The organism is Streptomyces sp. NPDC051776, assembly GCF_040681345.1.
GTDB lineage: Bacteria > Actinomycetota > Actinomycetes > Streptomycetales > Streptomycetaceae > Streptomyces.
Map to the genome: position 1 here is coordinate 149,029 of NZ_JBFAYQ010000007.1, position 20,334 is coordinate 169,362.

14 protein-coding genes and 3 pseudogenes are annotated in these 20,334 nt (G+C 71.0%); 5 read left to right on the top strand and 12 right to left on the bottom strand.

From position 1 onward, the window contains the following. Positions 1-566: 566 nt before the first annotated feature. Positions 567-881 (bottom strand): annotated as a pseudogene (locus tag AB0M26_RS08795) (zinc ribbon domain-containing protein); the annotation flags it as partial. Between the two features lie 47 nt (positions 882-928). Beyond that, positions 929-1,663 carry a L,D-transpeptidase family protein gene (locus tag AB0M26_RS08800; protein WP_365256760.1) on the bottom strand — a complete coding sequence of 245 codons (735 nt, stop codon included), beginning with the start codon at positions 1,661-1,663 and terminating at the stop codon, positions 929-931. Positions 1,664-1,809: 146 nt separating this feature from the next. Between AB0M26_RS08800 and AB0M26_RS08805 the strand changes: the two genes are divergently transcribed. Continuing rightward, a complete protein-coding gene (locus tag AB0M26_RS08805; protein ID WP_365256867.1) occupies positions 1,810-3,711 on the top strand; it encodes an ABC transporter ATP-binding protein in 1,902 nt (633 codons plus the stop codon). Then, entirely contained in the window at positions 3,708-5,489 is a 1,782-nt protein-coding gene (locus AB0M26_RS08810; protein ID WP_365256763.1) for an ABC transporter ATP-binding protein, read from the top strand. Before AB0M26_RS08805 ends, AB0M26_RS08810 begins: the two co-directional genes overlap by 4 nt. 112 nt (positions 5,490-5,601) lie before the next feature. Here AB0M26_RS08810 and AB0M26_RS08815 read toward each other — a convergent pair. Together AB0M26_RS08815 and AB0M26_RS08820 are read right to left on the bottom strand one after the other, a co-directional pair. Then, positions 5,602-6,667, bottom strand: a pseudogene (locus tag AB0M26_RS08815) (MFS transporter); the annotation flags it as partial. A gap of 30 nt (positions 6,668-6,697) precedes the next feature. Then, a complete protein-coding gene (locus AB0M26_RS08820) occupies positions 6,698-7,489 on the bottom strand; it encodes a metal-dependent hydrolase (RefSeq protein WP_365256766.1) in 792 nt (263 codons plus the stop codon). A 168-nt stretch (positions 7,490-7,657) separates the two neighbouring features. On the opposite strand from AB0M26_RS08820, the gene AB0M26_RS08825 reads away from it, so the two are divergent. Further along, on the top strand, positions 7,658-10,171 hold the full coding sequence (locus AB0M26_RS08825) for a DUF3516 domain-containing protein (RefSeq protein WP_365256767.1): 2,514 nt from the start codon (positions 7,658-7,660) through the stop codon (positions 10,169-10,171). Between the two features lie 237 nt (positions 10,172-10,408). Here the strand turns inward: AB0M26_RS08825 and AB0M26_RS08830 are convergent. Further along, a pseudogene (locus tag AB0M26_RS08830) lies at positions 10,409-11,161 on the bottom strand (DUF817 domain-containing protein); the annotation flags it as partial. Positions 11,162-11,394: 233 nt separating this feature from the next. On the opposite strand from AB0M26_RS08830, the gene AB0M26_RS08835 reads away from it, so the two are divergent. Continuing rightward, positions 11,395-12,261 carry an acyl-CoA thioesterase II gene (locus AB0M26_RS08835; protein ID WP_365256770.1) on the top strand — a complete coding sequence of 289 codons (867 nt, stop codon included), beginning with the start codon at positions 11,395-11,397 and terminating at the stop codon, positions 12,259-12,261. Positions 12,262-12,428: 167 nt separating this feature from the next. On the opposite strand, the gene AB0M26_RS08840 is transcribed toward AB0M26_RS08835, so the two are convergent. After that, positions 12,429-13,739 (bottom strand): DUF6397 family protein, encoded by a 1,311-nt coding sequence (locus tag AB0M26_RS08840; RefSeq protein WP_365256773.1) that lies wholly within the window; start codon positions 13,737-13,739, stop codon positions 12,429-12,431. 161 nt (positions 13,740-13,900) lie between these two features. Continuing rightward, positions 13,901-14,341, bottom strand: a complete 441-nt coding sequence (locus tag AB0M26_RS08845; protein ID WP_365256776.1) for a roadblock/LC7 domain-containing protein — start codon at positions 14,339-14,341, stop codon at positions 13,901-13,903. Positions 14,342-14,480: 139 nt separating this feature from the next. Between AB0M26_RS08845 and AB0M26_RS08850 the strand changes: the two genes are divergently transcribed. Next, on the top strand, positions 14,481-14,909 hold the full coding sequence (locus AB0M26_RS08850) for a PPOX class F420-dependent oxidoreductase (protein ID WP_365256779.1): 429 nt from the start codon (positions 14,481-14,483) through the stop codon (positions 14,907-14,909). A gap of 31 nt (positions 14,910-14,940) precedes the next feature. On the opposite strand, the gene AB0M26_RS08855 is transcribed toward AB0M26_RS08850, so the two are convergent. The 5 genes from AB0M26_RS08855 to AB0M26_RS08875 form a co-directional block, all read right to left on the bottom strand. Then, positions 14,941-15,561 (bottom strand): ATP/GTP-binding protein, encoded by a 621-nt coding sequence (locus tag AB0M26_RS08855; protein ID WP_365256782.1) that lies wholly within the window; start codon positions 15,559-15,561, stop codon positions 14,941-14,943. After that, positions 15,542-15,970 carry a DUF742 domain-containing protein gene (locus tag AB0M26_RS08860; protein ID WP_365256785.1) on the bottom strand — a complete coding sequence of 143 codons (429 nt, stop codon included), beginning with the start codon at positions 15,968-15,970 and terminating at the stop codon, positions 15,542-15,544. The genes AB0M26_RS08855 and AB0M26_RS08860 overlap by 20 nt, the downstream gene beginning before the upstream one ends. A 15-nt stretch (positions 15,971-15,985) precedes the next feature. Next, a complete protein-coding gene (locus AB0M26_RS08865; RefSeq protein ID WP_365256788.1) occupies positions 15,986-16,426 on the bottom strand; it encodes a roadblock/LC7 domain-containing protein in 441 nt (146 codons plus the stop codon). Beyond that, positions 16,423-19,293, bottom strand: coding sequence for a nitrate- and nitrite sensing domain-containing protein (locus tag AB0M26_RS08870; protein ID WP_365256791.1), 2,871 nt, complete (start codon positions 19,291-19,293; stop codon positions 16,423-16,425). The genes AB0M26_RS08865 and AB0M26_RS08870 overlap by 4 nt, the downstream gene beginning before the upstream one ends. Before the next feature lie 162 nt (positions 19,294-19,455). Further along, positions 19,456-20,226 carry an MHYT domain-containing protein gene (locus AB0M26_RS08875; protein WP_365256794.1) on the bottom strand — a complete coding sequence of 257 codons (771 nt, stop codon included), beginning with the start codon at positions 20,224-20,226 and terminating at the stop codon, positions 19,456-19,458. Between the last annotated feature and the right edge of the window lie 108 nt (positions 20,227-20,334).

The following is a 20,334-nucleotide window of genomic DNA, read 5'->3' on the forward strand; positions in this document are numbered from 1 at the left end:
CATGGCTCCTGAATGATCATTCTTGCGCCAGGAACGAAAATGATCACAGAAGGCCACGGCCTCCTGTATGCGGTCACCAGCCATTCCTGTCACCGATCCAGCGAGCCAGGCCGAGGCGCACCGCTCAAACTCGAAGACCCCTAAACACCGACTTCGAAGCCGGAACTGAATCACCCGGTTCACCTAAGGGTCGATCACCTGGTTCTGGCGGATAAGGGTCTACCGCCTCACCGGAAACACACACAAGCGACGGCGCATGCCAGTCGGTGAACAATATCGGAACGCCGTGTGCGGGCGAACCGCACGCACGGTTCGAAGCGGCGGGGACTGGAAACGGAGCATCAGCCACCGCGCCAGTCCCCGACCCTACTCAGAGAAAGGCCTGCGACGCCCGGAAGGGTGAAAGCCGCAGGCCATTAGGCATGCCTTTACTCAAGAGACTCCGAACTACACGGAACCCGGTGCACCCTTCCACGATCGGGAGTTACACCATCCCCAAAGTTCCGGTCGACCTGGAGACATAGACCCGAAGAGGCGTACTCATTCAGAAAGGCGTCACGGATGGCCTAGGACTGGTCAGTGCTCAGGTCGAGGTGGGACCCACTGTGCCCAGGTGGAGAACGGCGTCTTCTCCCGCACCTCACGGCTGTGAGCAGAGGACCAGCCCCGGCCCTGTGTACAACATTGAGCGCGCCCACTGTGTCGGCGTTCTCCGTGAACCCGCACGCGGTGCACTCGAACTTGCTTTGGGTGACGCGGTTCTCCTTGGCGACGTGTCCGCAGCCTCCGGCTGCGACCGGGCACGTGCGCGATGTGTTGCGGGCGTCCACCGGGATCACGCGGCGAGCGGCTCTCTCAGCCCTCTGCGTCAGGATTCCGAGGAACTGTCCCCAACCTTGGCCCTAGTCAGCTCGTCCAAAGTTCCCCCTCAGGCTTTCAGGTGTGCCCGGTCACCCATGACAACCACGGGGTTCAGGGCCGGGTCGAGGGTGCGCAGCAGGTACTCCATTCCGGATTTGGAGAGGCTCACGCACCCCGAGGTGCCGCTGCCGTGGTCCATGTGCAGCCAGATGCTGCCGCCCTTGGCCTGGCCCTCGGGACGGGACGGGTCGTTGGGTGCCGTGCCCTTGACCCGGTTGTAGTCGATGGCGATGACGTAGTCGAAGTCGTGCCAGTGCGACTTGGCCCAGGAGCGCGGGGCAGCGAACGACGCAGATCGGCTGTAAGGCAGACCCTTGCCCGGTCCGGGATCGGGAAGGACCCCGCCTGCGTCCGTCAGGGTGAAGACGCCCAGGGGACTGCGCTTGTCGCCCTGGCGGTGGTCGGCAGTCCAGCCGCGCTTGCCGTTGTGCCCGGTCCAGCGGCGCGTACGGTCCCAGGTGCCGCCGTTCTTCGTCCACAGCTCGACGGTGGCCTCGGCCGAGTCCTCGCCCCGGCCGTACACGGCGACGACCTGGCCGGCGCCGGCCGGGATCCGTGACCGGATCCGCTCTCCCAGGCCCGGGATGCGCTTGAGGTTCGAGACAGGCGCGGCACCCGCGCGGTGCCCGCTCGCGTCATGCCGTCCCCCGCCACGGCCGCCGTCGCTGCCGCCGCAGCCCGCCAGAAGTGCGACCCCCGCAATGGCGGCGGCCCATGCCCGCAAAGTCCCCGATATGCGCATGGACCCCATGGTCCCACTCCGTTACGCCGGGCACGGCACGCGGTGACCCTGAGCGAGGAAATTCGGTTGATGCCCGCTTGCCCCGGGGGCGAACCTTGCACGGCTCACTTCCCGCGATGCAGGAACGACGAGAACGGCCCTGGGTCATGCAGATTCGCGATCTTCCGTACACCGATCCCGGCGTTCCCGACGCCCGGTCCGGCCCGCGTTTCCTCATCTGGCTGGGCCGGCGGCAGTGGCGGGGTCAGCTCAAGGCGCTGCTGTGGGGCACCCTGCACATGTCCGGTGTCGCCCTGCTCCCCGCCGTGGTGGGCTTCGCGGTACAGGCCGTGGTCGACGGATCCGGTGCCCGGCTGACGCTGTCCGGAGTACTGATCGCCGTTCTGGGCGCACTGATCGCGCTCGGCGACACCATGCTCCACCGAGCCGCCGTCACGAACTGGATCACCGCCGCCGCCCGCGTCCAGCAGCTCCTCGCCCGCAAGACGGCGGAGATGGGGGCCGCGCTGACCCGGCGCGTGGCGGCGGGCGAGATCACCGCTGTGTCGACGGGCGACGTGGAGAAGATCGGCTGGTTCGTCGAGGCACTGTCCCGCTTCGCCGCTGCGGCCGTTACCGCGTTGGCCGTCTGCGTGGCCTTGCTGGTGTACGAGCCGGCGCTGGGCGGAGTGGTGGCGATCGGCGTACCGGTCCTGGCGCTGGCCGTGATGCCGCTGCTGCCGAGCGCCACCCGGCGCGCGGACGAACAGCGGGAGAAGGCGGGCAGGGCCACCGAGCTGGCCTCGGACACCGTCGCGGGGCTGCGGGTGCTGCGCGGCATCGGCGGCGAGGAGTTGTTCCTGACCCGCTACCGGCGGGCCTCCCAGGAGGTGCGGCGGGCGGCGGTGCGCAGCGCCCGGATGTGGTCTCTGATCAGTGCCGTCCAGGTGGTGATGCCGGGGCTGCTGCTGATCGCGGTCGTGTGGTACGGAGCCCGGCAGGCGGTGGACGGACGGATCGCGGTGGGCCAACTGGTCACCGTGTACGGGGCGGTCACCTTTCTGCTGTTCCCGATGCGCCACTTCGAGGAGATCGCCATGGCGTACTCCTTCTCGCGTCCCTCGGCGAAGCGCGCGGCGCGCGTGCTGAGTCTCCGGCGCACCACGAACGGACGCGACGGGCCACCGGAGGCGGCCGGAGGGGCCCTATCGGACCACTGCGGCGCCGAGGAGGCACTGACCGGCGATCTGTACGACCCGCTCAGCGGGCTGCTGGCCCCCGCCGGACGGCTGACGGTCGTGGTGTGCGGCGATCCGGACGCGGCCGGGCGGCTTGCCGACCGGCTCGGCGGGCACCCGTCGCTGGAACACGACGAGCAGGGCGCGCCCTCGGTGCTGCTGGGCGGCGCGGCGCTCGACGAGATGACGTTGGATGAGGCCAGGGCCGCGGTTCTGGTCCAGGACAAGGACCCGGTGCTGCTTTCGGGGACGCTCGCCGAGCTGTTCGACATCCCGTCCTCGGAGACGGTGTCGCCCGCAGCGGCCCTGGAGGCGGCCCAATGCGGGGACGTGCTGGAGGCGCTGGCCCAGTCCTCGCCCGGCGCGACCGTGTCCGCGGCGGATCCCGCGGACGGCGGCGCCCCGATGGACGCGCACATCACCGAGCGCGGCCGTTCGCTCTCCGGCGGACAGCGTCAGCGGCTCGCGCTGGCGCGGTCACTCGTCGCCGGCCCGGAGGTGCTGGTGCTGGACGAGCCGACGAGCGCCGTCGACTCGCACACCGAGGCGCGGATCGCGGACGGGCTCCGGCGCATCCGCGCGGGGCGCACGACGGTGGTGTTCACCTCCAGCCCGCTGCTGCTCGACCGGGCCGACCGGGTGGTGTTCGTCCCCGGCGGGGAGGTTGCCGCCGCCGGAGTGCACCGCGAGCTGCTCGCGCGCGACCCGGCGTACCGGGCCGTCGTCACCCGCGAGACGGAGCGGGAGCAGCGTGAACGAGCGGCCGGCGGGGCCGCATCGACCCGTCCGATGGCCATCGGCGACCGGACAGAGATCGAGGAGTCGGCATGATCGGCGTGGTGCCACCGGCGTACGACCCGGGCGCATCGGAGACGGCGGCAACCCTGCCGGTCGGCTCCCCCGCGACCGTGCGCAGCTACGTCGGGGAACTGCTGCGCCGTCACCGGCGCGCGTTCACGCTTCTGGTGGTCGTGAACGCGGTCGCGGTGATCGCGTCCATGGTCGGCCCCTACCTCCTCGGCGGACTGGTCGAGAAGGTGGCGGACGGAGCCAACGATCTCCGACTGGGCCGAACCATAGGGCTTTTCGCGGTGGCCCTCACCGTGCAGACCGTCTTCGTACGGCTGGTGAGGCTGCGCGGCGCGATGCTCGGCGAGGAGATGCTCGCGGATCTGCGCGAGGACTTTCTCGTACGGTCCGTCGGACTGCCGCCCGGTGTGCTGGAGCGGGCCGGGACCGGTGATCTGCTGTCCCGTATCACCACCGACATCGACCGGCTGGCGAACGCGATGCGCGAGGCCGTACCTCAGCTCGCCATCGGGGTGGTGTGGGCAGGGCTGCTGATCGGCGCGCTCGGGGTCACGGCGCCGCCGCTCGCGCTGGCGCTCGTGGTCGCGCTGCCCGTGCTGCTCGCCGGCTGCCGCTGGTACTTCCGGCGCGCCCCGAGCGCGTACCGCTCGGAGGCGGCCGGATACGCGGCCGTGGCGGCGGTGCTCACCGAGACCGTGGACGCGGGGCGCACCATCGAGGCGCACCGGCTGGGACGGCGCCGGGTCGCCCTGTCGGAGCGGCGGATCCGCGAGTGGACGGCGTGGGAGCGCTACACCCTGTGGCTCCGCTCTGTGCTGTTCCCGGTCATCAACGTCTTCTTTGTGCTGATCCTGGGCTCCGTGCTGGTGATCGGCGGATCGTTCGTCCTCCAGGGCTGGATGACGGTCGGTCAGCTCACGACCGGGGCGCTGCTGGCACAGATGCTGGTCGAGCCGGTCGGGATGATCCTGCGCTGGTACGACGAGTTGCAGATCGCGCAGGTGTCAATCGCCCGGCTCGTGGGTGTGCGGGAGGTCGAGGGCCGCGACGCCGACGGGCGGCTGGCGCCCGAGGGACGCCATGTGCGGGCGGACGGCGTACGGTTCGGCTATCGGGCGGACGTCGACGTGCTCCACGGGGTCTCCCTCGACGTTCGGCCCGGCACACGGCTGGCGCTGGTGGGGCCGTCCGGCGCGGGCAAGTCCACGCTGGGCCGGCTGCTGGCCGGGATCTACGCCGCACGCGCCGGTGAAGTGACGCTCGGTGGCGCGGAGTTGGCGCGCATGCCGGCGGAGCGGGTGCGCGAGCACGTGGCGCTGGTCAACCAGGAGCACCACGTGTTCGTGGGCTCCCTGCGGGACAATCTGCTGCTGGCCCGTGCCAGCGCCCGGGACTCGGACCTGTGGGCCGCGCTCACCGCGGTGGACGCGGACGGCTGGGCGAGGGCGCTGGAGGACGGTCTCGACACCGAAGTCGGCTCGGGCGGTCTGGCGCTGACCCCGGCGCAGGCGCAGCAGATCGCGCTGGCCCGGCTGGTGCTCGCCGATCCGCACACACTGGTGCTCGACGAGGCGACGTCGCTGCTCGACCCGCGGGCGGCCCGCCACTTGGAGCGCTCACTGGCCCGGGTGCTGGACGGCCGTACGGTCGTGGCCATCGCGCACCGGCTGCATACGGCGCACGACGCGGATGTCATCGCCGTGGTGGAGGACGGCCGGATCAGCGAACTCGGCAGCCATGACGCGCTGGTCGCGGAGGACGGGGCGTACGCGGCGCTGTGGCGGTCCTGGCACGGCTGACGCCCGCCGCCGCGGCGTGGTGCACGCACCTCATCCGCGGGTGCACCCCCGTGACGTGGGCGTACGGACCCGGGCAGCCCCGCAGCGGACGGGCCCGTACGCCTGTCGAGCCTCAGGTCTTCTCGCTCCGGACCGCCGGGGCGCGGCGCCTGAGGACGGCGATGGAACCGAGAGCGACCACTGCGAGGAGGATGATGTAGCCCGAGACCGCCATCGAGGTGCCGGTGCCCTGCAGCAGGAGCACCATCACGAACGGCGCGAGACCCCCGCCGAGGACGGCAGCGATCCGGTATCCCAGGGAGGCTCCCGTGCAGCGCACCTCCGCGGAGAAGAGTTCGGCGAACAGGGCGGCCTGCGGCCCGTACATGATGCTCAGGAAGAGGCTGCCGCCGAACGTCCCCACGGCGAGCCCGGCGATCGTGCCCGTGTCGATGAGCAGGAACAGCGGAATCGCCCAGACCAGTAGTCCGACCGCGCCGGCGGTGTAGATCCGCAGGCGCCCGACCTGGTCGGAGAGCGCCGCCGCGGCCTGGATCATCAGGAGCTGGAAGCAGCTCACGAGCAGGGACACGGCGAGCACCGAGCCGCGTTCCATGTGCAGATCGCGGGTGGCGTAGCCGAGGACGCCGGTGAGGATGTAGAAGGTCGCGGTGTTCACAGCGAACGGTCCTCCGGCGACGAGCACGGTCCCGCGGTGGCGGACCAGCATCTCGCGGAGCGGGGACCGCGCGCCCTGCTTGCGCTTGTCCTCGGCCGCGAGCCGGTGTTCGGCCTCCCGGAACTCCGGGGTCTCCTCGACGCGGGCATGGATGTACCAGGCGAGGACGAGCACGAGCAGACCGACGACGAAGGGCAGTCGCCACCCCCAGGAGACGATCGCGGCGTCAACGGTGGACGCTTCCGCGAGCAGGAAGGCGGAGTTGGCGGTCACCACGCCGATGGGGATGCCGAGTTGGACGGGGCTGCCGTAGAGACCGCGCTTGCCCGGCGGCGCGTACTCGATGGCCATCGGCATGGCGCCGCCCCACTGCGCGCCAACGGCAATGCCCTGCAGGATGCGCAGGACGACGAGCAGCACGGGGGCGAGGATGCCGATTCGTCTCGTACGAGGGCAGCAGCCCGAGGGCGGTGGTGGCCAGGCCCATGACCGTCAGCGCGAGGACGAGCATGGGCTTGCGTGACTGCGGCGCGGGCCCCCCGGCAGCTCCTCAGATGATGCCGAGCGCCGCCAGGCACCCGGCGCCGCCGAGCAGCATGAAGACCGGCATCATCACCTTCAGCTCCACCCAGCTCCCGGCCCGGAAGCGCATTGCCTTGGGCGGACCGACCGGGTACCAGCGCTTGCGGCCGACGACAATCGGCCACAGGACCGGGCAGCCGGAGACGGTCAACGCATCCCCGATGTCGTGGACGAGCGCACCCAGCACCACGGGCAGGCCGAGCCACAAGTACTCCTGGCCGGGAGCGCTGAACAGCCAGTCCGCCCCATTGCCCGGTTTGTTGAGAATGTCGGCAAGAATCCAGGCGCTGGTCGCGCCGAGCAGCCACACCAGGATGTCGCTGGAGACCCGGGCGGCCCGCCACAGCAGACCCTCCACCGCCAGCACCATGTGCACGAAGAGGATGCCGAGCACCGCCCAGCGGCCGCCCGCCATGCCCAGGACAGCCGTCCCGGCGCCGATCAGCACGGCCCAGAGCCACGTGTGGGTGAGCGTACGGTGACCGCCGGAACGCCGCGGGTCGCTCTGCGTCTTGGTGGCCTTGTAGACGGAGTACGAGATCTTGTCGATCACACCGCACAAGCCGCGCGAGAAGGGGCCGAAGGCCCGGGATATGGTCGCCGACTTGTGATCGAGGTCGGGGGCCAGCGCCGCGCCGGCGCAGACCAGTGCACCGACGACGAGGACGGGCCAGGGCATGGGGCGGCCGGCGGCCGCCGCAGCGGCGCCCACCCCAAGCCAAGCCGCTGCCCCGGACAGCGAGTGCGCCGGTCCCATCATGGTCTTCCCCCACCCCTGTTGCTGTTGTGCGCCGCGGTGCCATGCACGGGCGTTTCCCGTACGGCGGCGGTGTGTTGACGCCCAGTCGGCGGCACAGCGTACCGTCCGTGATCTTCCTTCCCGCGCCCGGGTTCTTCCGTGGAGCCGGGAGGCAGGCAGTATGGAGGCGTGACCCTCATCGATCATCTGCCGAACGACGCCGACCCCGATGCCCTCTTCGAAGCGTTCTCGACGTGGGCCGAGGAGCGGGGCATCTCCCTCTACCCCGCCCAGGAGGAGGCGCTGATCGAAGTGGTCTCCGGGGCGAACGTCGTCCTGTCCACGCCAACGGGGTCCGGCAAGAGCCTGGTCGCGGCCGGCGCCCACTTCACCGCGCTGGCGAACGACCAGGTCACCTTCTACACCGCGCCCATCAAGGCGCTGGTGTCGGAGAAGTTCTTCGATCTGTGCAAGCTCTTCGGCACCGAGAACGTCGGCATGCTGACCGGGGACGCGTCGGTGAACGCCGACGCGCCCGTGATCTGCTGCACGGCAGAGGTGCTGGCGTCCATCGCGCTGCGCGACGGAAGGGACGCCGACATCGGCCAGGTCGTCATGGACGAGTTCCACTTCTACGCCGAGCCTGATCGCGGCTGGGCCTGGCAGATCCCGCTCCTCGAGCTTCCGCAGGCGCAGTTCGTCCTGATGTCCGCGACGCTCGGCGACGTGACGCGTTTCGAGAAGGACCTCACGCGCCGCACCGGCCGCCCCACCGCGGTCGTACGCTCGGCGACCCGCCCGGTCCCGCTGTCGTACGAGTACCGGGCCACCACGCTCACCGAGACGCTGACGGAACTGCTGGAGACTCACCAGGCCCCGGTCTACATCGTGCACTTCACCCAGGCGTCCGCGGTGGAGCGGGCGCAGGCGCTGATGAGCATCAATATGTGCACGCGCCACGAGAAGGACGAAATCGCGAAGCTGATCGGCAACTTCCGCTTCACCACCCGGTTCGGCAAGAACCTCTCGCGGTACGTCCGGCACGGGATCGGCGTGCACCATGCCGGAATGCTCCCGAAGTACCGGCGGCTGGTCGAACGGCTCGCCCAGGCAGGTCTGTTGAAGGTCATCTGCGGTACGGACACCTTGGGCGTGGGGGTCAACGTGCCGATTCGTACGGTGCTCTTCACGGCGCTGACGAAGTACGACGGCAACCGGGTGCGCACGCTGCGGGCCCGGGAGTTCCACCAGATCGCCGGCCGGGCCGGCCGGGCGGGCTTCGACACGGCCGGATTCGTGGTCGCTCAGGCGCCCGAGCACGTCATCGAGAACGAGAAGGCGCTCGCCAAGGCGGGCGACGATCCGAAGAAGAGGCGCAAGGTGGTGCGCAAGAAGACACCCGAGGGCTTCGTCAACTGGGGTCGGAACACCTTCGAGAAGCTCATCGCGTCCGACCCCGAGCCGCTGTCCTCCCGCTTCCGCGTCACCCACGCGATGCTGCTGTCCGTGATCGCCCGGCCCGGCAACGCCTTCGACGCGATGCGGCGGCTGCTGGAGGACAATCACGAGGACCGGCGGGCCCAGCTCCGGCACATCCGACGGGCCATCGCGATCTACCGCTCCCTGCTGGACGGCGGGGTGGTCGAGCGGCTGCCGGAGCCGGACGCAGAGGGCCGTATCGTCCGGCTCACGGTCGACCTGCAGCAGGACTTCGCACTCAACCAGCCGCTGTCGACGTTCGCTCTGGCCGCCTTTGAGCTGCTGGACCCTGAATCCCCGTCCTACGCCCTGGACATGGTCTCCGTCGTGGAGTCCACGCTCGACGACCCCCGGCAGATCCTGGCCGCGCAGCAGAACAAGGCGCGGGGCGAGGCGGTCGCCGCGATGAAGGCCGACGGCGTCGAGTACGAGGAGCGGATGGAACGGCTCCAGGACGTCACCCACCCCAAACCACTGGAGGAACTGCTCTTCCACGCGTACGGCGTCTACCGCAAGAGCCACCCCTGGGTCGGCGACCACCCGCTCTCCCCCAAGTCGGTCATCCGTGACATGTACGAACGGGCCATGAGCTTCTCGGAGTTCGTCACCTTCTACGAGCTGGCCCGCACCGAGGGCATCGTGCTGCGCTATCTCGCGAACGCGTACAAGGCCCTGGAACACACCATCCCCGACGACCTGAAGACCGACGATCTCCAGGACCTGATCGCCTGGCTGGGCGAGATGGTCCGCCAGGTCGACTCCAGCCTGCTGGACGAGTGGGAGCAGCTCGCCAACCCGGAGGAGGAGACAGCGGAGGAGGCCCAGGACCGGGCCGACGAGGTCAAGCCCGTCACCTCCAACCCCCGCGCCTTCCGGGTCCTGGTGCGCAACGCGCTCTTCCGCCGCGTGGAGCTGGCGGCACTGGACAAGGTCGGCGAACTGGGCGAGATGGACGCCGACTCCGGCTGGGACGAGGATGCCTGGGCCGAGGCCCTGGACGGCTACTGGGAGGAGTACGACGACCTGGGCACCGGCCCCGACGCCCGCGGGCCGAAGCTGCTGCGGATCGAGGAGGACACCGAGCACGGGCTGTGGCGGGTACGGCAGACCTTCGCCGACCCCAGCGGGGACCACGACTGGGGCATCAGCGCGGAGGTCGACCTCGCGGCCTCGGACGAGGAGGGCCGCGCGGTCGTCCGGGTCACGGACGTGGGCAGGTTGTAGTCCGCGGCATCGGCGCCGGACGGCCGGTCATGGCGACGCCGGTTGCTCGTCGCCCTCCCCGCTCCAGGTCGGCCGGGCGTCGGCACTCCGGTTCGCCCGGGCGTCCGGACTCCGCGTCCGCCAGGCGTCCGCACTCCGGGTCGACGGGGCGTCCGGACTCCGGATCCGCCAGGCGTCCGCACTCCGGGTCGACGGGGCATCCGCACTCCGGATCCGCCAGGCGTCCGCACCCCGGGTCCGCTGGGCGCGGGCGACGAGGACGAAGGTGACCGTGATCAGCAGCGACCAAGCGGCGAACTTGTCGACGGAGACCGGCTGCCAGCCTTCCGCCTGGTACGGATAGCGCCACGCGCCCAGCCCTGTGGCGATGTTCTCCGCCAGCCACAGGAAGAAGCCGATGAGCACGAACGACAGGACGAGCGGCATCCGGTGACGGCGCTTGCCGGTGGTGAACTCCACCCACGTGCCCCATGTCGCGGCCAGCAGCAGGCCCGCCAGGAGCCAGCGAGCATCCGGCAGCCAGTGGTGGGTGAAGAAGTTCACGTAGATCGCCGCGGCGATGGCCTGGACGGTCCGCGGACGGTAGCGGATCAGAGCGAGGTCGAACAGGCGCCAGGCACGGCACACGTAGCTGCCCACCGCCGCGTAGAGGAAGCCTCCGTACAGCGGGACGCCGCCGACCTTCAGAACGGCGGGCTCCGGGTAGCTCCACGAGCCCAGGTACACCTTCAGCAGCTCGAAGGCCAGCCCGATGGCGTGGCAGACCGCTATGACCGCCAGCTCCCGCCCGGTCTCCCAGCCGCAGGCCCGGAACACCACGGTGAGCAGCAGGCCGTAGAGCAGCAGGAGGTCATAGCGCGCCACCGGGAGGTGCGGCAGCACTCCGGACACGGCCACGCCCGCGAGGATGGCGGCCGCGAAGGCGCAGCAGCGGACCTGTATCCCCGCGAAGAGCCAGAGCTGCCTGAAGGTCGTGATCACCACCGGCATGATCCCTAAGACGCAGGGGCGCGGCCGCGGGTTGCGGCCCCGGCCGCGCGGATCGCACCGGTCCGCCCCAGCGCCCTGATGCGTCGGATGCAAGGCGCCGGACCCCCTCGTCATGGGCCTGTTCGGCCGATCCGGCAACGCGGCGGACGGCTGTGCCAGGGCTGCGAGCGGGGAAGAGCCTGGCGAGGGCGGCACTAATGTGGCGCCGCGGCGGCACGACATGAGGAGACGCAATGACCAACCCGGCGGAACGCCTCGTCGACCTGCTCGACCTGGAGCAGATCGAGGTGAACATCTTCCGCGGCCGGAGCCCCGACGAGTCGCTGCAGCGGGTGTTCGGCGGGCAGGTCGCCGGACAGGCGCTGGTGGCCGCGGGGCGGACCACCGACGGTCTGCGGCCCGTGCACTCATTGCATGCATACTTCCTCCGTCCGGGCAGGCCGGGCGTGCCGATCGTCTATCAGGTCGAGCGGGTACGGGACGGGCGGTCCTTCACCACCCGCCGCGTGGTGGCCGTGCAGCAGGGCCGCACGATCTTCAATCTGACGGCGTCCTTCCATCAGCCGGAGCCGGGCATCGAGCAGCAGCTGCCCATGCCGGACGTGCCTGGGCCCGAGGAACTGCCCACGCTTCCCGACGAGATCCGGCAGCACCTGGGCGAGTTGCCGGAGGCTCTCGAGCGGATGGCGAGGCGCCAGCCGTTCGACATCCGGTATGTGGAGCGACTGCGGTGGTCGAAGGAAGAGCTGGAGGGGGCGGAGCCGCGCAGCGCGGTCTGGATGCGAGCGGTGGGACCGCTGGGCGACGCCCCGCTCGTCCACACCTGCGCTCTCACCTACGCGAGCGACATGATGCTGCTGGACGCCGTACGCGTGCCGGTCGAACCGCTCTGGGGTTCGCGCGGGTTCGACATCGCGTCGCTGGATCACGCGATGTGGTTCCACCGTCCGTTCCGCGCGGACGAGTGGTTCCTCTATCATCAGGAGTCCCCCATTGCCACCGGCGCGCGCGGGCTGGCACGCGGCCAGATCTTCGACCGGGAGGGACGGCTCCTGGTCTCCGTGATGCAGGAGGGACTGTTCCGCAGGTTGGGCGGATGACGGCTCACGCGACCACACGGGCCCGCGAACACCCGGACCGCAACGGTCGGGGGTCCATGCCCGGTAGCCCACCGGGTGCGCCGGTCCGCTCCTGGCCCACCTCGCGCCTTCCACGCGCGCGCCTGCCGGCCCGCGCGCCCCCCGTTCAGCTCGACCGACTCCCCTCATCACCCCGGCCGGCGGCGCAGCCAGGCCCTCAAGCCACGGGCACGGCCCTCTTCCTCCCTTCCGCTCGGCAGCGGGGCGCCTTCCGATGGACGGTCCTCCGGTGGACCTCCCTCGGCTGAGCCGGCCCCCGGTGGACCGTCCTCGGGCAGGTCGTCTCGTGGCGGGACATGGCTGCGGCCGGTGTTCTCCAGTGGCAGACCTCCGGATTCCGGTGAGGACTCCCCCGGCAGCGGGGCCGACCGGACAGCCCTGGCCTCGTCGAGTGCATAGGCGAGCGACAGCCGGATCCACAGGATCTCGTCCGGGTCGTCAGCTCTGATCAGTCGCTCGACCACCTCCCAAGTCGCGGTCGAGACTGCCCGGTTGGACACCAGCGCCGGGCGCAGTTTGCGCAGATACGCCCGCTCATAGGGATCCTCGACGATCTCGGCCAGTTCATCGGCGGGCAGCAGAGCGGCGGGGACCGCAGCCCGACCCCACGGGTCCTCTGTCTGCCGGGCGAGCTGCCCGACGCGGCGACTGCGCCAGTTCCGGGCGCGCCAGTCCTCCCCGGCGTCAAGCAGCGCCCTGAGGTTCTTGGGCATGATGCCGGTCAGCATGCCGGGCTCGCGCTCGGCGAACGCCCGCAACTCCACTGCCGGATAGAGCCAGACAACGGCGCGATAGCGGTTGACGTAGAACGTCGCGGGGCTCAGCAGGCCGACCCGCGCAAGGCGGCCGAAGCGCTCCTGCGTGATCCCCATCAGCCCTGCGGCTTCGGCCGTCCCGACCACCCTTACGCGCTCGCGCAGCCGGTCGGGGAAACCCTCCTCCTGCTGCAGCCGCGTCACTTCCGCGCACGGCACGCGTCGACCGGTACCAACGGGAGCGGGCACGGTCCGCACTTCCTCCTGCTGCACCGCGATCACCAGCTCCCGCGGCTTGAGGCCAAGCTCCGCCGCGGCCCTCCGGAAGGCGAAAGCAGGTGTCTCCTCGGCGACCCGGCGGCCCTCAACACCCGGCTCGCCGAAGCCCGGTTCACCGGAGGGTCCCTCGCCGATCCGCCGGTCACCGGCCAAACCGCCCACCGGATCACCGACCCGGCGATCACCCCCGCCCCGCTCGCCGGCGACCCGACGGCCGCCCTCGGTGTCGTCGAAGCCCTGCGCCGGGACACCCCCGCGCACGATCCCTCGCTCGGCAACGACGCGATGTCCGTTGCGCCCGTGCCCCCTGCCCCGATGCGTGGTCCCCCGACGCCCCACGCTCCGATGCGCGGTGCGCCGGTCGACGACGTCCTGCGCTGCGGTCCGCTTCTCCTGAACTGCCATGACGGTCTCCCCCGTACGGTTCGATCACTCTCGGTGATGACCGTAGTCCGGAAGACCGACATGCCGCTTGCCCTGTGGATAACTCAGTCGGACGCTTCAGTCGGACACGTCAATCGGACACCTCACTCGGACGGCCCCGGCGGACCGGCCGGTCGGGCACCTCAGTCCTCGCCCGCGCCTCCACCCCCGAGAGCCTCTCCTCCCACGGTTCCGCCCTGCTGCCTGGCGGCGACGGCGAGGTGTTCACCCACGCGGTTGACCAGCAGCGTCATCTCGTATGCGACTTGCCCGATATCGGCGTCCGCCGAGCCGAGCACACAGAGACAGCTGCCCTCCCCAGCCGCTGTCACGAACAGCACACCATCGTCGAACTCGATCATCGTCTGCCGCACTTGCCCGGCCCTGAAGTGCAGACCCGAGCCCTTCGCCAGACTGTGCAAGCCCGATGACACCGCCGCGAGATGCTCGGCGTCCTCACGCTCGAGCCCCTCGCTGGCCGCCGTCACCAGTCCGTCGTTCGACAGGACCAGCGCGTGGCGTACCGACCCGACGCGCCGCGTCAGATCTTCCACGAGCCAGTCGAGCCCCTTGCCCAATGCCATGTGCGTCCCTCCGCCTCCCCGTACGGCAGTTCGCTTCAACTGACGTGAAGCCTGTCCCACGTAGGCCGTACGAGCAACCCACCATGCGAGGTGGTAGCCGTACCGTGTCCGACGTCGGCATATGACAGAAGATGGACGCATGGCACACACAATGACCCAGGACGAATGGCGCGCCTTCGTCTCCGAGGGAACACGCACCGCTAAGCTGTCGACCGTGCGCTCCGACGGCAGCCCTCACGTCACCCCCGTGTGGTTCGTGCTCGACGGGGACGACCTCGTGCTCACCACGCACAAGGAGACCGCCAAGGGCCGCAACATGCTGCGCGACGACCGGGTGGCGATCTGCGTGGACGACGACCGTCCCCCCTTCTCGTTCGTCTCGATCCGGGGCCGGGCCGACGTCAGTGAGGACGCAGAGGAGCTCCTTCACTGGGCGACGCGCATCGCAGGGCGCTACATGGGAGCGGACCAGGCGGAGGCGTACGGGAAGCGCAACGCCGTTCCGGGCGAGCTCGTCGTCCGTGTGCGGGTGGACCGGGTCGTCGCCCGGGCCGCCCTCGCCGAGTAGAGCAGGACTCCTCCCGGCGGCGGGCCGGCGGCTATCCGACGGAGTCGAGCAGCCGGGCGGTGTGGACCCGCCCGGCGTACTCGACCAGCCGGATCAGCACCTCCTTTCCCGAGTCGCGGTCCCGCGCGTCACACAGCACCACGGGTGTGCCCCGCTTCAGATCGAGCGCCTGCGACACCTCGTGCGCTCCGTACGCACGCGCTCCGGCAAAGCAGTTGACGGCCACCACGAACGGGATGTCCCGGTGCTCGAAGAAGTCCACGGCCGGGAAGGAGTCCTCGAGCCGCCGCGTGTCGGCGAGGACGACCGCGCCCAGCGTGCCGGTCGCGAGTTCGTCCCACAGAAACCAGAACCGGTCCTGGCCCGGGGTGCCGAAGAGGTAGAGCGACAGCCCCTGCCGGATCGTGATCCGGCCGAAGTCCATGGCCACCGTCGTGGTGGTCTTCCGGTCGAGGCCGGCGAGGTCGTCAACGCCGCGGCCCGCCTCGCTGAGCCGTTCCTCCGTGCGCAGGGGCCGGATCTCGCTGACGGCTCCGACCAGTGTGGTCTTGCCGACCCCGAAGCCGCCGGCCACGAGGATCTTCAGCGCGAGCACGTCGGCTTCGCTTCCGCCGACGGCGGAGGGGGCGGTCTCAGAGCGCACGGAGTCCATCGATCACTTCTCTCAGGATGTTCTCGTCGGGGAGCAGGGACGGGGGTACGGGGCCGCGAACGGTGACGCAGCCGAGTTGGAGCAGGTCGCCGAGCAGGACGCGGACGACGCCCACCGGCAGGTCGGCGTCGGCGGCCAGTTCGGCGACCGACAGGGTCCTGGTGTCACAGAGGCCGAGCAGTGTCCGGTGTTCGGGTCCCAGACGGGCCGCCTCCGGGTCGATGGCGCCCGCGTCCCCGGTGACCAGAGCGATGAGGTCCAAGCGGATGCCTTGGGTGCCGGGACAGGTACGCCCGCCCGTCATCGCGTAGGGGCGGACGAGGGGCCCGGCTTCGGCGTCGTACCACTGGCTTGCCCGCCGTGCCGGCCGGCTGCCCTCGGGCCGCCGAAGGCAGTCGTCCTGTGCCATGTCGGTCGCGCGCGGTCAGCCCGCGGCAGGGGGCTGCTGGTCCGCGAAGCGGGACGGTGCCTGCAGATGCTCGCCGACCCGCTTGACCAACCGCGCCATCTCGTAGGCGATCAGGCCCACATCGGCGCTGACACCGCTGAGGAGGGCGAGGCATGAACCGTCGCCGGCGGCCGCGACGAACAGGAAGCCGCCGTCCATCTCGACCATCGTCTGCCGCACCCTTCCGAACCGGAAGTGGCGTCCGGCGCCTTTGGCCAGGCTGTGAAAGCCGGAGGCCACGGCGGCCAGGTGCTCGGCGTCCTCGCGCGTGAGCCGATCCGAAACGCCCACCGCCAGACCGTCGTTGGAGAGCACGACCGCGTGCCGCACCTCCCGGATCCGGGTGGTCAGATCGTCCAGCAGCCAGTTGAGCTCGCCCGACGCATACGGGGTTTCGGACGTGCGGTCCTCATTCATTCTCGGTCTCCTTCAGTCGCTCCGGCGGCGGAGGCACCTCCGCCGCGGATCCACCCGTTGCGAAAGGCAGTCATGCGGTCTCGGACGTCTTCCGGGGCGCGGTCCTCGGTTTGTTCGCCGGAGCCGGCCGGTGCGTGCGGTTCCTCGGGCGCCGGGGCCGTACGCAACTGGGGTGCGAGGCTGGCCTGACGGATCCGGCGCGGCAGGCCGCCCTCATTCGGCGCAGGCCCGCCGGACGCGTCCCGGCCCGCGGAACTCCGGGAACCCTCAGGACCCCGGCCCGCGGAACTCCGGGAACCTTCAGGACCCGGAAGACCCGCGGAACTCCGGAGACTTCGCGAGGGCAGGCGCGGACGGGTTACCGCCGGATCAGGGGCGGCGTCCTCGCGGCTTCCGGACTCGTGGGCCACGGGTTCGTACGGGGCGGGCCGCTCGTAGATGCCCCCTCCCGGCATCAGCGGTGCGTCCGGGCCGAACGACGCGGCGCACCGGCCGCTCGCCGAGGAGGCACGGCCCGCGACGTCCATCGCTGCGGGGCCCGGGGCTGTCCGGGGAGCGGGGACCGGAACCGAGAGGTGTCCGATGAACCCCGCCTCGACCGCTTGCCGTGAAACGTCGGCCAGTTCGAGACCGTACGACACGTGATCCGGCACAAGATCCGGCACTTGATCCGGCACATGATCGGGAACGAGGTGCGGCAGCCGGTCCGCCGGAGGGTCCGCCCCCTGTGACTTCACATGTCTCGCCGCCACCCCCGCGGGTCCCGCCGCCCCCGACGTCTCCCCGTCCCCGCGCGCGGCCGCCTGCAACAGCGACGGCGGCAGCAGGACCACGGCCGCCGTACCCCCGTAGGGCGAGGGCCGCAGAGAGACCTTCACCCCGCGCCGGGCGGCCAGCCTGCTCACCACGAAGAGTCCGAGCCTGTCGCTGTCGACCAGGTCGAACGCCTCGGATTCGGCGATACGGCGGTTGGCCGCGCGCAGCGTCTCCTCGCCCATGCCGAGTCCGCGGTCCTCGACCTCCAGCGCGAAACCGCTGCCGACGAACTCGCCGCTGACACGCACCATGGTCCGCGGCGGGGAGAACTGGGCGGCGTTCTCGACGAGTTCGGCGAGCAGGTGGGTCAGATCGGCGACGGCGGCTCCGGCGACGGAGGTCTCCGGCAGCCGGCAGACCTCGACTCGGGTGTAGTCCTCGATCTCCGACACGGCGGCGCGGACCACGGTCGTCAGCGGTACCGGCAGGCGCCATGCCCGCCCCGGTGCCGCGCCGGAAAGAATGATCAAGCTCTCCGCGTGGCGCCGCATGCGCGTGGTCAGATGGTCGAGGCGGAAGAGGTCGCCGAGTTCACCGGGGTCCTCGACGCGCCGTTCCATCCTGTCCAGCAGCGCGAGCTGGCGGTGGACGAGGACCTGGCTGCGCCGGGCGAGATGGACGAAGACCGCCGAGACACCACTGGCCAGGCGGGCGCGTTCGGCCGCGGCCACGAGGGCGGCCCGGTGGACGGAGCCGAGCGCTTCGGCGACCTGGCCGATCTCGTCCTCGGCCGGAGGGCGCCGGGGGGCCTCGGTGTCGATGTCGATCTCCTTGCCCGTACGCAGCCGCCCCATCGCCTCCGGCAGTCGGTGGCGGGCGAGTTCGAGGGCGTCGTTGCGCAGCGAGACCAGCTCGACGGCCAAGCCGCGCCCGATGCGTACGGAGATGACGAGGGACGCGATGACGGCTGCGAGACCGAGCAGCACCAGGACCCCGCCCCCGGAGAGTAGGCCGTGGGCCAGGGGGTCGGCGTCCCGGGCCGCTGAGGCGAGCGCGCCGGTCTCCAGCGAGCGCATGTCGGCCCGGAGCGTGTCGTACGGCCCGTCCCAGGCCACGGCGGAAGCGGCCATCGCGGCCTTGCGCCCGGGACCGAAGCGCAGCACGTCCTCCTCCACGGCGCGCACCCGGGCGTACGCCGGGCCCTTGGCGACGGCGCGCCACCGTGCGCGGTCCGCGCCGCGCAGGCCGGTCGCCGAGGCCTCCTCGAAGGCGCGGCGTGCCTCGACGACCCCGGCCAACTGGCGGTGCCGGCCGGCCGCGAACGTCCCCTTCAGCCGGCCGGCGGTGAGCAGGGCGTCCTCGCGCGCCAGGAGTTCGCGTGAACGGGAGGTCTCCTGCAGGACGCGCGGGTGCGTGGCCCGCCCGTCGTACCGCACCCCAGCGACCTCCGCGAGAGCGCCGGTCGCGGACAGCGCGGAACCGATGGTGCGGGTGTACGCGGCATAGGCGTCGTCCCAGTTCACCCTGCGTGCGGCGATCCGCTCACGCAGTCCGGAGAGATCCGCGGCCCGCCTGACGAAGGCGTTCGTCGCCCCGACCGCGGGCGCGGGCAGGCCCATGCCTTCGGCGATGGTGTGGCGGTCGCCGAGCCGCAGACGGTCCACGGCCCGTTCGGACCGGCGCGCAAGGAACGCAAAGTCTCCGGCGCCGTCCTCGTCCGGCTTCGCGAGGTGCCCGAGGGCTGCCTTCCGTTCCTGCTGCAGGGCGTCCACGGCGGCGGTGACGGGCGCGCGGACCTGGGCGTCGACGCGCGCCGACTGCCGAAGTCCGGCGATGTCCTGGGCCGTGGAGACGGTGGCGAAGGCCCAGAAGGAGAGAAGCGAGACGACAGGAACCGTCAGCAGGCAGACGATCTTCGCCCGTACGCTGCGGGGCCGCCATGTCCACCTCCTGCCGCGGGCGGAAAATGAGGCAGGCCGGTCGGCGGCGGCGCGCTCCCCGTCCATGGGTATCTCCTCCTCGGCGGACGTACGCGCGTGTGCGCGTCGCCCGCGCGCGGGGGGCGCGGGGTGCGGCGCGGCGCCGCCGGGTGTGCTGCGCGGGTCGGGCATGGCCTCCTCGTTCGGGTGCTGGCCGTGGCGGCCGGGAGTATGTGGGCGGTACGCGGGGCGCGGTGGCGCGCACGAGGGGCGGACGGAGTTGCCGGGGTATGGGCCGATGGCCGACATGGCGGGCCGGATTGCCCCGCGCCCCGGCCCCTGACGGGCTGCCGCTCATGCTGCTTCGGGCGGGAGCCGCTGTACGGAGGCGCTGGCGGCCCGCTCCCGAGCCGTCGGGGAGAGGGCGACGAAGGCCGACGTGAGGAAGAGATACGCGCCCAGCCCCACGGCGAGCGGGAAGATGAACTGCATTGCGGAAACCCCCGGCAGAGCGGTTCCCGACGGCGAGACGTGCACGCTGACGGCGAGCATTCCCGTGTAGTGCATGCTGCTGACGGCCCCGCCCATGACGAGGGACGCGGCGGCGACGGCGACCGGGGCGCGGAGGGTGAGGGCGGCCCAGAGCGCCGCGGTCGCCGCGACCACGGCGATGACCACGGACAGGACCACCGGCCGGAAGTCGTAGAGGACTTCGCCGTGGAGGCGGAGCGCGGCCATTCCGATGTAGTGCATGACGGCCACCCCGATGCCGGTGGTAAGTCCGCCGGTGGCGAGAGCCCGTACACGGTTGGGTCCGTAGCCGATCGCGAAGAACCCGGCGCCCACGACCACTACGGCTGTGACGAGGCTGAGCACGGTGAGGGGGACGTCGTAGCGGATCTCGGTGCCGCCGACGGCGAAGCCGAGCATCGCGGCGAAGTGCATCGTCCAGATACCTGTCCCCATCGCGGAGGCCGCGGTGACCAGCCAGTTGCGGCGCGATCTGCCCTCCGCCCCGAGCGCGCGCAGGGTGCAGCGCAGCGCGAGGGCGGCTCCGGCGCAGGCCATCACGTACGACAGCACGGGGGTCAGCCACCCGAGGGCGGCGTGGTCCAGGTGTCCCATGACTCAGGGACGCTAGTCCCGCCGGTGTTGCCCGGAAGGGGCGCATTTCGGAACCGAGCGGAATTTGACACTGACACGTTCCCGAACGATCACGCCGTGCTCGAACAT

What these genes read in the sequence shown, in the direction of transcription:
- AB0M26_RS08800 (WP_365256760.1), bottom strand. Translation starts at nt 1,663, where the DNA reads ATGCGCATATCGGGGACTTTGCGGGCATGGGCCGCCGCCATTGCGGGG.
- AB0M26_RS08805 (WP_365256867.1), top strand. Translation starts at nt 1,810, where the DNA reads ATGCAGATTCGCGATCTTCCGTACACCGATCCCGGCGTTCCCGACGCC.
- AB0M26_RS08810 (WP_365256763.1), top strand. Translation starts at nt 3,708, where the DNA reads ATGATCGGCGTGGTGCCACCGGCGTACGACCCGGGCGCATCGGAGACG.
- AB0M26_RS08820 (WP_365256766.1), bottom strand. Translation starts at nt 7,489, where the DNA reads ATGATGGGACCGGCGCACTCGCTGTCCGGGGCAGCGGCTTGGCTTGGG.
- AB0M26_RS08835 (WP_365256770.1), top strand. Translation starts at nt 11,395, where the DNA reads ATGACCAACCCGGCGGAACGCCTCGTCGACCTGCTCGACCTGGAGCAG.
- AB0M26_RS08840 (WP_365256773.1), bottom strand. Translation starts at nt 13,739, where the DNA reads ATGGCAGTTCAGGAGAAGCGGACCGCAGCGCAGGACGTCGTCGACCGG.
- AB0M26_RS08845 (WP_365256776.1), bottom strand. Translation starts at nt 14,341, where the DNA reads ATGGCATTGGGCAAGGGGCTCGACTGGCTCGTGGAAGATCTGACGCGG.
- AB0M26_RS08850 (WP_365256779.1), top strand. Translation starts at nt 14,481, where the DNA reads ATGGCACACACAATGACCCAGGACGAATGGCGCGCCTTCGTCTCCGAG.
- AB0M26_RS08855 (WP_365256782.1), bottom strand. Translation starts at nt 15,561, where the DNA reads ATGGACTCCGTGCGCTCTGAGACCGCCCCCTCCGCCGTCGGCGGAAGC.
- AB0M26_RS08860 (WP_365256785.1), bottom strand. Translation starts at nt 15,970, where the DNA reads ATGGCACAGGACGACTGCCTTCGGCGGCCCGAGGGCAGCCGGCCGGCA.
- AB0M26_RS08865 (WP_365256788.1), bottom strand. Translation starts at nt 16,426, where the DNA reads ATGAATGAGGACCGCACGTCCGAAACCCCGTATGCGTCGGGCGAGCTC.
- AB0M26_RS08870 (WP_365256791.1), bottom strand. Translation starts at nt 19,293, where the DNA reads ATGCCCGACCCGCGCAGCACACCCGGCGGCGCCGCGCCGCACCCCGCG.
- AB0M26_RS08875 (WP_365256794.1), bottom strand. Translation starts at nt 20,226, where the DNA reads ATGGGACACCTGGACCACGCCGCCCTCGGGTGGCTGACCCCCGTGCTG.